The sequence below is a fragment of the Aminobacter sp. J41 genome (assembly GCF_000526635.1).
Lineage (GTDB): Bacteria > Pseudomonadota > Alphaproteobacteria > Rhizobiales > Rhizobiaceae > Aerobium.
In genome coordinates, this window is sequence record NZ_JAGL01000055.1 from 1 (window position 1) to 12,945 (window position 12,945).

At 62.6% G+C, this 12,945-nt stretch carries 13 protein-coding genes and 1 pseudogene; 6 read left to right on the plus strand and 8 right to left on the minus strand.

What is annotated here, in order from left to right:
- From L630_RS0119475 to L630_RS0119505, 7 genes are all read right to left on the minus strand, one after another.
- Window positions 1-477 (minus strand): ATP-dependent Clp protease proteolytic subunit (locus tag L630_RS0119475; RefSeq protein ID WP_024849871.1); only part of this gene is annotated, 477 nt, incomplete at its 3' end.
- Window positions 468-1,220 (minus strand): rhomboid family intramembrane serine protease, encoded by a 753-nt coding sequence (locus tag L630_RS0119480; protein WP_024849422.1) that lies wholly within the window; start codon window positions 1,218-1,220, stop codon window positions 468-470. The genes L630_RS0119475 and L630_RS0119480, both read right to left, overlap by 10 nt.
- A 36-nt stretch (window positions 1,221-1,256) precedes the next feature.
- Window positions 1,257-1,832 carry an NADH dehydrogenase ubiquinone Fe-S protein 4 gene (locus L630_RS0119485; RefSeq protein ID WP_034331000.1) on the minus strand — a complete coding sequence of 192 codons (576 nt, stop codon included), beginning with the start codon at window positions 1,830-1,832 and terminating at the stop codon, window positions 1,257-1,259.
- Window positions 1,829-2,968, minus strand: a complete 1,140-nt coding sequence (locus tag L630_RS0119490) for a flagellar biosynthesis protein FliA (protein WP_024849873.1) — start codon at window positions 2,966-2,968, stop codon at window positions 1,829-1,831. The genes L630_RS0119485 and L630_RS0119490 overlap by 4 nt, the downstream gene beginning before the upstream one ends.
- A gap of 78 nt (window positions 2,969-3,046) precedes the next feature.
- Complete coding sequence (locus L630_RS0119495; RefSeq protein WP_024849874.1) at window positions 3,047-5,956, minus strand: AAA family ATPase; 2,910 nt, start codon at window positions 5,954-5,956, stop codon at window positions 3,047-3,049.
- Between the two features lie 64 nt (window positions 5,957-6,020).
- Window positions 6,021-7,853, minus strand: a complete 1,833-nt coding sequence (gene ftsH / locus L630_RS0119500; RefSeq protein ID WP_024849875.1) for an ATP-dependent zinc metalloprotease FtsH — start codon at window positions 7,851-7,853, stop codon at window positions 6,021-6,023.
- A 17-nt stretch (window positions 7,854-7,870) separates the two neighbouring features.
- Window positions 7,871-8,299 carry a MarR family transcriptional regulator gene (locus L630_RS0119505; protein WP_024849876.1) on the minus strand — a complete coding sequence of 143 codons (429 nt, stop codon included), beginning with the start codon at window positions 8,297-8,299 and terminating at the stop codon, window positions 7,871-7,873.
- A gap of 201 nt (window positions 8,300-8,500) precedes the next feature.
- Between L630_RS0119505 and L630_RS0119510 the strand changes: the two genes are divergently transcribed.
- From L630_RS0119510 to L630_RS0119535, 6 genes are all read left to right on the plus strand, one after another.
- On the plus strand, window positions 8,501-8,926 hold the full coding sequence (locus L630_RS0119510) for an Hsp20/alpha crystallin family protein (RefSeq protein WP_024849877.1): 426 nt from the start codon (window positions 8,501-8,503) through the stop codon (window positions 8,924-8,926).
- 14 nt (window positions 8,927-8,940) lie between these two features.
- On the plus strand, window positions 8,941-9,339 hold the full coding sequence (locus L630_RS0119515) for an Hsp20/alpha crystallin family protein (protein ID WP_024849878.1): 399 nt from the start codon (window positions 8,941-8,943) through the stop codon (window positions 9,337-9,339).
- Between the two features lie 20 nt (window positions 9,340-9,359).
- Window positions 9,360-9,851 (plus strand): Hsp20/alpha crystallin family protein, encoded by a 492-nt coding sequence (locus L630_RS0119520; RefSeq protein ID WP_024849879.1) that lies wholly within the window; start codon window positions 9,360-9,362, stop codon window positions 9,849-9,851.
- A gap of 115 nt (window positions 9,852-9,966) precedes the next feature.
- On the plus strand, window positions 9,967-10,458 hold the full coding sequence (locus L630_RS0119525) for a phosphate-starvation-inducible PsiE family protein (protein WP_024849880.1): 492 nt from the start codon (window positions 9,967-9,969) through the stop codon (window positions 10,456-10,458).
- Window positions 10,455-11,573, plus strand: coding sequence for a trypsin-like peptidase domain-containing protein (locus L630_RS0119530; RefSeq protein ID WP_024849881.1), 1,119 nt, complete (start codon window positions 10,455-10,457; stop codon window positions 11,571-11,573). The genes L630_RS0119525 and L630_RS0119530 overlap by 4 nt, the downstream gene beginning before the upstream one ends.
- A 9-nt stretch (window positions 11,574-11,582) precedes the next feature.
- Window positions 11,583-12,527, plus strand: a complete 945-nt coding sequence (locus L630_RS0119535) for a zinc metalloprotease HtpX (RefSeq protein WP_024849882.1) — start codon at window positions 11,583-11,585, stop codon at window positions 12,525-12,527.
- Between the two features lie 173 nt (window positions 12,528-12,700).
- Here L630_RS0119535 and L630_RS0119540 read toward each other — a convergent pair.
- Window positions 12,701-12,945, minus strand: a pseudogene (locus L630_RS0119540) (IS481 family transposase); the annotation flags it as partial.

Here is a 12,945-nt window from a genome sequence, read left to right on the forward strand (position 1 = left end):
GAGCGAGGCTGCAGGCAACTGGCCAAGTTGCGGATCGACGGGTCCCAGCACGGAGTGTTCGCACATCACGATCTCGTCGGCAGCGAGTGCGATCAGCGTGCCACCGGACATCGCGTAATGTGGCACGAACACTGTGACCTTGCCCTTGTGTCCCTGAATGGCGCGGGCAATCTGTGTTGCCGCCAGCACAAGGCCGCCCGGTGTGTGCAGCACGATGTCGAGCGGCACTTCGTCGTCGGTCATCTGGATCGCGCGCAGCACTTCCTCCGAGTCATTGACGTCGATGTAGCGCATCAGGGGGAAACCCAGCAGGTTCATGGTCTCCTGTCGATGAATCAGCAGAATGACGCGACTACCGCGCTTCTTCTCGATGTTGGCGATCTTGCGAGTGCGCATCGCCTCAAGATATCTGCGCTGCAGAACCGGCTGCAGCGCCGAAATGATGAAGAACAGCCAGAACAGCTGCATTATGTCCATGGACCTTGTCCTCCTTCCCTTCGACCATCCGGCAGAAAGCCATAGATGCCCTCGTCGCGATAATAGTGGCGATAGGCGTCGGCGCGCCTTCGCAGGAGTGGCGTTACGAGCCAACCGGCGAGAAACCCGCCGATATGCGCCCACCAAGCGATCCCGCCCGTGGCCTGATCGCCGCCGAGCGACAGAAAGCCGGGAATGACCTGCATGAAGAACCAGATCATTGCGAAAATGAACGCGCGCACTTCGAAGAACAGCGGAATGAACAGAATCGGCACGATCACCACCAGCCGAGCCGCCGGAAACATGCGTGCGTAGCAACCGATCACGCCCGCGATCGCCCCCGACGCGCCAAGCGCGGGAACGACTGAGTCGGGGTTCGCCAGCGCGTGAGCCAGTCCGGCCGCAACACCACAGAACAGATAGAACAACGTGAATCTACCCGGTCCGAGCCGATCTTCGACGGCGGGGCCGAAGATCCAGAGCGTCCACATGTTCAAGATGAGGTGCAGCCAGCCCCCGTGCAGGAAGATGTTGGTCAGGAACGGGGTCCAGTCGGACGGGGCGACGAGGCTCAGTTGCCCGAAGAAGCGCGAGGGCACCAGCGCGAACTCGAACAGGAACCGGTCCAGCACGCGCGGAGGCAGGCTGATCTGATAGAGGAACGCGAGGACGTTCATGCCGATGACCGCCCATACGATGACGGGCGGGTAGCGGCGCGCGACGCTGTCAAGGTAGGGAAACAAGCGGCAGATCCTCGCTCGCGCTGGCCATTCCGTTCATTATTTTTTCCCGGCGATCGTCACGCCCGTCCAGGCTGGGGGATCGGAGGCCGGGAAGGTTTCAAGACTGGCTTCGATAACTGGATCGAATTCCGCCTGTTCTTGCGACGACAGGTCCACCGAGCCTTCCTTATCGACTGCGCGCCGGAGTCGGTGGTCCGTGCGACCCCGATCCAGGCGGGACGGTATGCGAAAGGCGTTCGGGGCGTCGGCTCCCTTGTAGAGGCGATGCCGCTCCTCTCCCCGCCAGCGGTCAGGCGCATGCCGGTGAGCCACGTCCTCACGCACGAGGTAGCGCCAGTCCTGCCGCTCCGCGAATTCCACGGCGCTTTCGCGGTCGGGAAACTTCAGCCGGATCGGACGATAGGGATCGTCGCTGGAGGTATATCCCATCAGCGGCTCGATGTGGGGCGGGCGCGACGGCTCGAATTCCAGTATCCAGTAGTTGGGCCGCGGCGCCGATGTCATCGTGGAACGAGCCGGCCGGTAAATGATCGCGGTCGGAACGTCCCATGACCTCATGTTGGTCCCGGGTATCGTCGGCGGAAAGGGTGGACGATTGTGTCGGCGCATCATGGTGCTTCCCCTCGGTTGTCCCCCAGAAAAGCGCGTTCCAGCCGAGCGCGATCCCGCAGGGGCTGTGGAATTCGTAACCTTCTCTGATGAGAACTCTCAAAAAGCGCATGAGCGGTATCGGAAGACTGACCTGAGTCACGCAGTTTATCGCGAAGATAATCGCGCGCCGACTGGACGATCCGGGTCACGTCGTCTTCGGGAATGCCGAGAACGGAGGAGGCTGTTTCAAGCGGGGTGTCGTTCAGATCGACAAGAAACAGGACCCTGCGCCAAAGCGCCGGCAGACCGGCGATCGCCCGGTGAAAGGCCAGCGCGTCCTGCCGTTTCGCGACCGCCGTTTCGGGGTCGTCCCCACCGTCGTCGGCGACGAGTTCCTCGAGCAGCGGCACGTCGTCGGGCTGGTAGAACTCGAACATCTCCTCGTCCGACTCGGTGGGTTCCTCGGCCGGAGTCTCGGGTTTCGCGTCGATCGAGGCGGCGTCCTCGGGCACCGCGCGGCGCGCGGCATGCGCCTCGGCCTCGATGGTCTCGAAAGCCAGTTTCAGCAGCCAGTCGCCTATGGAAAACTCGGTCGGCCGCTGTTCGAATTTTTCCAGCCCCTTGAGGATCGTCGCATCGACGATATCGCGAACGCTCAGGTAACCTGCCGGCACAGATCCGCTGCATTCGAGATAGGTCAACTCGCGCCTGACGGTGTCATAGACCGTATCGAGATGATCCTCGATCAGGCCGAAGAAAAGCTGGCGCCGCTCCGCCTCCGCCGCATCCCGCGCGGGCGGGAGTGGGGCGCCAATCCGGCGCCGGCGGGCGGGACGCTTGAACTCCGGCTCGTGCTTGAGGCGCGCCACATGCCGATCGACCCGGTGGCGCAGGTCGGCAAAGGCCTTGCGCAGGACAGGCTCGATCTCGAACCCCTCTTCCTGCGCCGCGATCACGCCCGAGGGCAGTTGCAGGCGCAGGCTGACCTGGATGCGCGTCTTGCCCCTCGTCTGCGAGGCGACGACTTCGAGCCGGACGAGATCCTCGCGGAAGCGTCCAAGATGCGGTTCAAGTTGCCGCACCTCTTCCTCGATGACCTCAGGCGCGCGCTGTTGCCCGTGCCGGTCAAGATTGCGAAATGCTCTGATGACTTTCATGCCGTGGATCCTTCCTGTAACCCTCCGACGAAATGGCCCGGCGCGACCGTCATCGCGCCGGGCCAGTCCTTCGCAACGTCACCCGGCGGATTTGTCATCCTTGGACGGCGCCTCACCCTTGGCGTCGACCGGGACGTCGGGCGTCGGAGCGTCCGCCTTGTTTTCGGCACCTTCGCTGGACTCGTCGATCCCGGCCTGGGCCTGATCGTCCGGGCTGTCGTCACCGGTGTCCCTTGCGATCTTTTCGAACACGACCTTCTGTTCGTCCGCTGACCAAGCGACGCGGACCTTGTCGCCATCCTCGATCCGCCCCGAGAGCATTTCGCGAGCCAACTCGGTCTCCAACTCCGACCGGATCAGCCGGCGCAGCTCGCGGGCGCCGAATTCGGGACGGAAGCCGACCGCGCCGAAGTGATCCACGACGCTCACATCGAGTTCGAGTTCGACACCCTGGGTAAGGGCGGTCCGCTTCACCCGGTTGAGCTGCAACTCGACGATCTGGCGGATCTCCGACTGGTTCAGCGAATGAAAGACGATGATCTCGTCGATCCGGTTGATGAACTCTGGCCGGAAATGACCGCGCAACACCTCCATCAGTTCGGATTTCTGCTTGGCCTCGTCGAACTCCCTGCTGCCGCGTTTCGTGAGGTTGCGCTGGATGATGTCCGAACCGAGGTTCGAGGTGGCGATGATGATGGTGTTAGTGAAGTCCACCACGCGGCCCTTGCCATCTGTCAGGCGGCCATCGTCGAACACCTGAAGCAGGATGTTGTAGACATCGGGATGCGCCTTTTCGATCTCGTCGAGGAGCACGACCGAGTAGGGCCGACGGCGCACCTTCTCCGTCAGCTGCCCGCCTTCGTCGTATCCGACGTAGCCCGGAGGTGCGCCAACCAGCCGGGCAACCGAGTGGCGCTCGCCATATTCCGACATGTCGATGCGGATCATCGCATCCTGATCGCCGAAGATCACCTCGGCGAGCGTCTTGGCAAGTTCGGTCTTGCCAACGCCGGTCGGCCCAAGGAACAGGAATGTCGCCGTCGGGCCGCGTCCTTCGCGCAGGCCCGCGCGCGCCAGGCGCACCGCATCCGCCACGGCGCGGATGGCCTCTTCCTGGCCGATGACGCGCTCGTGCAGCTTCTCCTCGAGCTTGAGGAGCTTGTCCTTCTCCTCGGTGGTCAGCTCGGTGACCGGAACGCCGGTGATCTTGGAGACGATCTGCGCGACATGATCGGCGCGCACCTCGGCGGTCGCCGAAGCCTGGTCGCGCTTCCAGATCTCCAGTAGCTCGTCCAGCTCCTTCTGCTTCTGCTCCAGTTCCTTTTTCAGTTCCGCTGCCCGGTCGAACTGCTTTCGGGCTGCGGCATAGTCCTGCTCGCGCCTGATCTGCGCAACCTCGGCCTCCAGCTCCTGGACGTCCACGGGGCGCGCTGTGGCGCTGATCTTCACCCGTGCGGCGGCCTGGTCGATCAGGTCGATTGCCTTGTCGGGCATGAAGCGCCCAGTGATGTAGCGGTCCGAAAGCTCGGCCGCAGCGACAATGGCCTCGTCGGTGATCGTCACCTTGTGGTGCGCCTCCAGCGTGTCGCGCAGACCGCGCAGGATCATGATGACCTGAGCCACCGTAGGCTCCTCGACATAGACCGGCTGGAAGCGGCGTTCGAGCGCTGCGTCCTTCTCAATGTATTTCTGGTACTCGTTGAGCGTCGTCGCGCCGATCAGGTTCAACTCGCCCCGCGCCAGCGCCGGCTTGAAGGTGTTGGCGATGTCGAGGCCGCCCTCGCCGCCGCCCTGGCCGGCGCCGACGATGGTGTGGATCTCGTCTATGAACAGGATCAGGCTGTCCTTCTCCTCGGTGATCTCCTTGAGGATCTTCTGCACCCGCTCCTCGAACTCACCGCGGTACTTGGACCCGGCGACCATCGAGTTGATGTTGAGCTCCACGAGCCGCTTATCGCGCAGCGCCTCGGGCACTTCGCCCGCGACGATCCGTTGTGCGAGTCCTTCGACGATGGCGGTCTTGCCCACGCCAGGCTCGCCGATCAGCACCGGGTTGTTCTTTTTCCGGCGGGCCAGCACTTCGATCGTCGTCTCGATCTCACGGGCGCGGCCGATGACGGGATCGAGCTTGCCCTCGCGGGCGAGTTTGGTCAGGTCGCGGCTGTACTGGTCGAGATCGGGGGTGCTGGAAGGCGCCTCCACGCGGCCTTCCTCGGCCCCCTTGCCCACCACCTTGGTCACCTGCTGGCGCAGCGCCTGCGGCGTCAACCCGTATTTGCGCAGGATCGACGCGGCCAGGCCTTCACCTTCCTCGGCAAGGCCGATCAGCAGGTGCTCGGGACCGACATAGGAATGGCCGAGTTCGTTCGAGGCGATGAAGGCCCGGTTCAGCGCGTCCTTCAGGCGAGGACTGACGCCGATTTCGCCCTCCGTCTTGGCCTCTCCACGCTTCGCTTCCTTCTCGATCTGGCGCCGCAGATCGTCCACATCGACCTTGAACTGTTCCAGGATCGTCTTGACGATGTCCGACGAGGTCAGTGCCAGAAGCAGATGTTCGGTATCGACCTCGCTGCGTCCGAATTCTCCTGCCTTCTGTGCGGCATCCTGCAACAGCTTGTTGCCCTGTTCGCTCAGTCGATCGGCGATATTGCGCCCGCCGCCGCCGCGCCGTGATCCGCGTCGTGGCGCGCCCTCGCCGAAAGTGGCCTCGACGACATCGTCATCGCCGTCACCCATGGCGCCGAGCGTGCCGCCCCGCAACGGGCTGTCACCAAAGAGGCTGCCGAAACCACTATCGCCAAAGAATTCGTCAAAAAGGGAATGCCGTCCGAACAGCGCTTCCAACGGCGACGCGCTGCGGCCCGACCGGCGCACCATCTCGCGGTAATGCTGGTCGCAAAGCTCCATGTTCTGAATTCTGCCGTTCACCGAGGCGCGCACGCGCGCCGTCGCCGGGCGACCGCAAATATCGCAAGCTCCGTTTGCCATTTCTCTTCTCCGTTTTCTCTATCCAGTCAGGGTTGTCCGCCGATCATCTGCGCCAGTGACAGTGTCACGCAGCGACCGCTTCCGTTCTTTTCACCTTGGACCCAATTGCCACCAGATCGGGCTCGTCCAGTGTCTCTCGTTGCAGGAGATCCTGCGCCGATTGCTCAAGAAGATCCCTATTGCTTTCAAGAAGGGTGAGGGTGCGCTTGAACACGCCATCCACGATGTCGCGCACCTTCGCGTCCATCCGCTCAGCAGTGGCGTCGCTGTAGCGGCGGTTCAGCCAGGACGACTGGTCGCCGGTGCCGAGAAAGCCGGGCCGATCGGTGTCGTAGCTGACATGCCCGAGATCTTCGTCCATCCCGTACCGTGCGACCATGGCGCGGGCGATATCGGTGGCCTTGACCAGATCGTCGGCCGCGCCGGTCGAGAGGTGATCGTAGATGATCTTCTCGGCCGCGCGCCCGCCAAGCAGGACTGCGATCTTGTTCTCCAGCTCCTCCCGCGTCATCAGGAAGCGGTCCTCGGTCGGACGCTGGATCGTATAGCCGAGCGCGCCAATCCCGCGCGGGATGATCGAGACCTTGTGCACCGGATCCACCCCCGGCAGCGCCATCGCCACCAGCGCGTGCCCCATCTCGTGATGCGCCACGATCTCGCGTTCGCGCGGGTTGAGGACGCGGTTCTTCTTTTCAAGCCCAGCGACGATGCGCTCGACGGCATTGTTGAAGTCGTCCATCGTCACCGCATCCGCCTTGCGGCGCGTGGCCAGGAGCGCGGCCTCGTTGACGAGATTGGCAAGATCGGCGCCCGAGAAGCCGGGCGTGAGCGCCGCGACCTTTTCGGCATCCACATCCGGGGCGAGCTTCACCTTCTTCATGTGCACGCCGAGGATCTGGATGCGGCCCTTCTTGTCGGGCCGGTCCACCAGCACCTGCCGGTCGAAGCGTCCGGCGCGCAGAAGTGCGGGGTCGAGGATCTCGGGGCGGTTCGTGGCCGCAAGCAGCACGATGCCCACCGAAGGGTCGAAGCCGTCGAGCTCGGTCAGAAGCTGGTTCAGCGTCTGCTCACGCTCATCGTGGCCACCGGCGATCTGTCCGGAGGAGCGCGCCCGCCCGAGAGCGTCGAGTTCGTCGATGAAGATGATCGCCGGCGCGGATTTCCGAGCCTGCTCGAACAGGTCGCGCACCCGCGCGGCACCGACGCCCACGAACATCTCGACGAACTCTGATCCCGAGATCGAAAAGAAGGTCACACCCGCCTCACCCGCCACCGCGCGGGCGAGAAGCGTCTTGCCGGTGCCCGGCGGCCCTACGAGCAATATGCCTTTGGGTATACGTGCGCCCAGCTTTCCGTATTCGGCGGGGTTCCTGAGGAACTCCACGACCTCCTCCAACTCGGCCTTGGCCTCGTCCACGCCGGCCACGTCAGCGAAACTGACGCCGGTTTCCTTTTCCATATAAACTTTGGCCTTGCTGCGGCCGACCTGCATGAACCCGCCGAAGCCCTGTTTTTCGGCGAACTTGCGGAACAGCAGCATCCAGATTCCGAAGAAGACAAGCGCTGGAGCCACCCAGGAAATCAGCGTGCCGAGAAAAGTGTTTTGCGGAACGCCAGTGATCTCGATACCTGACCGGTCTATCCGTTCCAGGATTGCGGGATTCACTACGGTCGTCACGAACTGCTTCTTGCCGTCGACCGGTTCGGCGAAGGTGCCGGTGATGGTGTCTGACCCGACCGCGACAGAGGAAATTTTCCCGTCAGCGAGATACTTCTCGAACTGGCTGTAGCTGATCGGCGCGACGGATTGCCAGCCGGCGATCAGGTTCTGGATGAAAAGCACGGCTATGAAAGCCACCACCCAGTACCAGATGTTGTATTCGGTCTTCTTTTCCATGCCCCTTGTCCCTTTCACTAGCGCCCGAGCCGCGCCTTGATCCGCTCGAGCAGCGCCAGCAGGATGCGCCTTTCGTCCGCCGACAGATCCTGCAGGATTTCATCTTCGAGCGCCGATTGCCGCGGCGCGAGTTCCTTCAGCATCGCCCGGGCCTTCGACGTTGCCGTGACGATCTGCGCCCGCCTGTCGTCGGGCGAGGGCGACCGCTCGACCCAGCCGCCCCGGACCATGCGATCGACGAGCTGGCCGGCTGTGGCCGGGCCGACCTCCAGCCGGTCGGCCAGATCGCCGATGGTCAGCCCAGGCTCATCCTCGACATGCGCCGCCGCCATCCAGGACAGGCGGGTCAGGCCGCTGTCGCGGATGTCCTGGTCGATCCGCTGCTGGATGAGCTGCGCGACCCGGTGGATCGTCGTCCCGATCAGCGCGAGGTCCGAAGAGATCATGGGTATCCTTCCTCCGGTTGCATGAGACAAAGGATAGACCGCACTCCATCCGAAGTGCAATGCATGCATCATATATGCTTGCCTAACAGATGGAACTGCCTATCTTGATGGGCGGTCTCCGAACCGACATCCGGCCGGCGCCGTTGCCCGCTCGGACCATGCCGCCGGTTCGGGGCATCGATCAGCAGCAGGAGGCCAGCAATGCTCTATCCGACATATCTGCGCCGCAGCGATCCCTTCGCGCTGATGCGCTCGATGATGCGCGATCTCGACCGCGGCTTCTGGCCGTCGTCCCGCGCGGCGTTCCCGGCGGTGAATGTCTGGCAAGGCCCTGAGGCCGTTGCCGTCACCGCTGAGCTTCCCGGCATCGAACCGGGCGACATCGAGATTTCGGTCAAGGACAACGTCCTGACGCTTTCGGGCGAACGCAAAGCGCCCTCGGTGCCCGAAGGCGCGCGCTGGCACCGCAACGAACGCGGTTACGGCAAGTTTTCCCGCACTATCCGCCTGCCGTTCGCGGCCTCGGATGACAAGGTCGAGGCGAGGATGACGAACGGCGTATTGCGGATCGTCATCTCCCGGCCCGAGGAAGAAAAGCCGAAGAAAATCGAGATCAAGGCAGCCTGAGAGGAGCTGGAACGATGAGCACCGACATCACGCAAGCCGCCGAAAAGACGCCGACCGACGCGCCCGAGACCACCGGCGGCGGACGCATCTACCGCCCGTTGACCGATATCGTCGAGACCGATCAGGGTGTCTCCATGATGCTTGAAATGCCTGGGGTCGCCGCCGATACGGTCGAAATCACGCTCGAAAATCGTGTGTTGACGATCCGCGGCAAGGTTGACCCGGTGCGGCCGGAAAACCTCGAACTTGCCTATGCCGAATATGGCGAGGGCGATTTCGAGCGTGCCTTCACGCTTTCCGAGGACTTCGACCCCGACCGGATCGAAGCCGAGATGCGTGGAGGTGTCCTCACTTTGACGCTCCCCCGAGCCCCTGAAGCACAGCCGAAGAGGATCGCCGTCAAGGGCGCCTGAAAACCGAAGGAGACCATATCATGCAGATCAAAGACCTCATCCCCTGGGCGCGCAAGGACGGCGCGCCAGACGCCAAGAGCATCGAAGACAACCCGATCGCGACGCTCCAGCGCGAAATGAACCATGTGTTCGAGAACTTCTGGAACCGGGTCGGTCAGTTCGAATGGCCCTGGGGCAGCGGCGAAGCCAAATCCGACATGGTCGAGACCGACAACGCGATCGAAGTGTCGATCGAGCTGCCGGGCATGGAGATGAAGGACATCGAGGTGACGGTCAACGATGACATGTTGACTGTGAAGGGGGAGAAGAAGATCGAGCGGCAGGAGGAGAAGAAGGGGTATTACCTGTCCGAGCGCAGCTACGGCGCAATCTACCGGACAATTCCGCTCCCTCCCGGTGTGGATGGCGAAAAGGCGCAGGCATCCTTCAAGAACGGGGTTCTGACGATCAAGCTGCCCCAGACACCCGAGGCGCAGGCGAAGGTCAAGCGCATCGAGGTCAAGAACGGCTGATTTGTCACATTGGGGGTCGCCGGTTTGCGGCGTCCCCTCCGCTCCGTGCGATATTGCACCGTCTGGCGAAGCCCCGGGGAGCTTGTCTCTCCGGGGCGGCCTTCGAGGGGAAATCATGAAGGACTTGCAACGATCCGGGCTGACCCGTGAACAATGGTCGGCGATGACGCTCTACGAGAAGTTCGAGCAAGTTGTCATCTTCGTCCTCAGCGTGATCATTGCGGCGATCGTCGTGGCATCGGTCTGGGCGCTGATGCGCGAAGTCGTGAACCGCCTGGTTCTGGGGGCATTCGACACGCTCGATTACACCACCTTCCAGGTGGTGTTCGGCATGATCTTCACCGTGGTGATCGCGCTCGAGTTCAAGCGCTCCCTTCTTGTTGCGACCGAACGCAGCTTCGGGATCGTCCAGGTCCGCACGATCGCGCTGATCGCGCTCCTCGCCATCGCGCGCAAATTCATAATCCTCGATCTGGGCGAGACGGAGCCGGCCAAAATCGCCGCCCTTGCCGGCGCGGCGCTGGCGCTCGGCGCTGTCCACTGGCTGGTGCGCGATCAGGACCGGCGCGAACAGCTCCCTACTGAAAATGCGGATGGCGGTCAATGAACCGAACCTTTTTCATTCGACTTGTTTCAGCAACCTCTGCCGCGCTCCTTATCATAATTGTGTGGCAGAGCTTTCCTATCATTCAGAGCGTTGTGCTGGGTCGGTTTGCCGAACCGCGCGCCGTCGCTCCGCGCGGCGACTTGGCGGCGTTCGAACAAAGCACCATCACGGTTTTCAATGCCGCTCGAGACAGTGTCGTCTTCATCACGACGGCCGAGCGTGTAGTGGATCCCTGGACCCGGAACGCCTATGACGTTCCGCGCGGGAACGGTTCAGGATTCGTCTGGGACGAACTCGGCCATGTGGTAACGAACAACCATGTTATCGCCGGCGCGAGCCGGGCAGTCGTCAGGCTGGCTGATGGCCGTGCCTTCTCCGCGCGCCTGGTGGGGCGTGCCCCCGAGAACGATTTGGCAGTCCTGCATATCGGCGTAGGTTCTGACCGGCCACCGCCAATCCCCATCGGCACCAGCAACGAGTTGCGTGTCGGTCAAAGCGTGTTCGCCATCGGCAATCCGTTCGGCCTCGACTGGACGATGACGACCGGAATTGTCTCGGCCCTTGGCCGCGAATTACCGGGCGAAAACGGTCTCCCGATACGGGGCCTGATCCAGACGGACGCGGCAATCAACCCCGGAAACTCCGGTGGCCCTCTGATCGACAGCGCGGGGCGTCTGATCGGCGTCAATACGGCCATTTTCAGTCCATCCGGCGGCAGTGCGGGAATCGGCTTTGCGGTTCCCGTCGATACGGTCAACCGGGTGGTGCCACAGCTCATCGCTCGCGGCAGCTATGCACCACCACGACTCGGCATCTTATTCGATCCCAGGGTCGACGCGATGCTCGCGCAGGATGGCTCCTCCGGCGTCCTGGTCCTCGGAGTCGATCCTGACGGCCCCGCTGCCCGCGCGGGACTGGTGCCCGCCCGCATTAGCGGCGATGGGTTCATTGTAGCCGGCGACCGGATAATCGGCCTTGGAGCGATTGGAGTTGATGAAGCGGCTGACCTGATCGCGGCGCTGGAAGCGCATCGCCCCGGGGATCAGGTTGAACTGCACATCCGGCGCGGCGATCAGCGCAAGAGCCTCAAGATCACACTCGGCGAACCGCGATAGGAGCCGGAAATGCCCGCTGTCTCGACGAGGCATCGATTTATCAATCTCGTCCAATCCGCGCTCTTGCTTGGCCTTATGGCGATGATCGCCTGGGTGTCCATGACAGCGGTCGTCGGCGCGGAGGTGGGGCTGCTGCTTGCCTTCGGAATGGTTGCGGGTCTGATTTTTGTCCCCAATCTGCCGCAAGACTTCTTGCTGTCCGCATATCAGGCGGAGCGCATAACGGGACGTGATGCGCCCGGCCTTGTCGCAGGAATAGCGGAACTTGCGCGACGTGCCGATTTGCCGCGCGCGCCGAAGCTCTATCGCGTATCGAGCCCGTTGCCGAACGCCTTCGCGATGGGCAGTCCGGAAGACAGTACAATCTGCGTCACCGATGGACTGCTTCAACTCCTCGACGGTCGCGAACTCGTCGGGGTCCTGGCTCACGAAGTTGGCCACATCGCGAACCGCGACCTGTGGATCATGGGATTGGCCGATATGCTGTCACGGTTGGTTTCCCTCGCGAGTTGGCTTGGACAATTTCTGCTGCTCCTCAACCTACCTCTTATTTTCGCGGGCGCGGTCTATGTTCCGTGGCATATCGTGGCGCTTCTCATCTTCGCGCCCACCTTGATGGCGCTCGTGCAACTCGGCCTGTCGCGCACCCGCGAGTATGACGCAGATCGCGCGGCGGCGGAGCTGACCGGCGACCCGGAGGGTCTCATGAGAGCGCTGAGCAAACTCGAACGCCGTGTCGGAAGGTTCTGGGAGGAAATTTTTCTCCCCGGCCGACGCATTCCCGAGCCGTCCCTCTTGCGAACGCATCCAAGCACAGAAAGCCGGATCGCCAGGCTGCGTGAACTCACCGCCCTGGCAACACCGCAGTATCCGACAATCACGGGCATGTCTTATAAACCACGGCTACCCTCGTTCTTGCCGCCCAAATTCCGTCGACACGGAGTCTATTGGTAGAAATCACCTGTCTTTCGTTGCACTCGGGTAAATCTGCGCATACGAGGAAATGCTTGGAAATGGGCGGGAGTTGTGGGCGATTCGCCATGGCTTATCAGAGAGTTAGAGGATGAGTCCTCTCCCTCCGCCACGGCGAATCTGTCCGACCCGGAGACATAGGTAACAGTTTGTCCCTAAGACATGGGTGACAACCTCGTGCCAAACGGGTTGTCGATTGTTTGCAGTGTCCTCTGTTCCAGGTCGATATATCCAAGATCATAGCGCAGGAAGCTGACGAGCCAAATGCCGTCATCGACTTCCTTAATTCCCAGCTTCTGTCCAGCCAGCACGGTGGAGATGTTGATCTTCTTGCGGTGACGGCAAAGCCGGCCGCAATGGGTGACGATGGCGTCGCGGTCATGGAAGGGATAGTCGATTT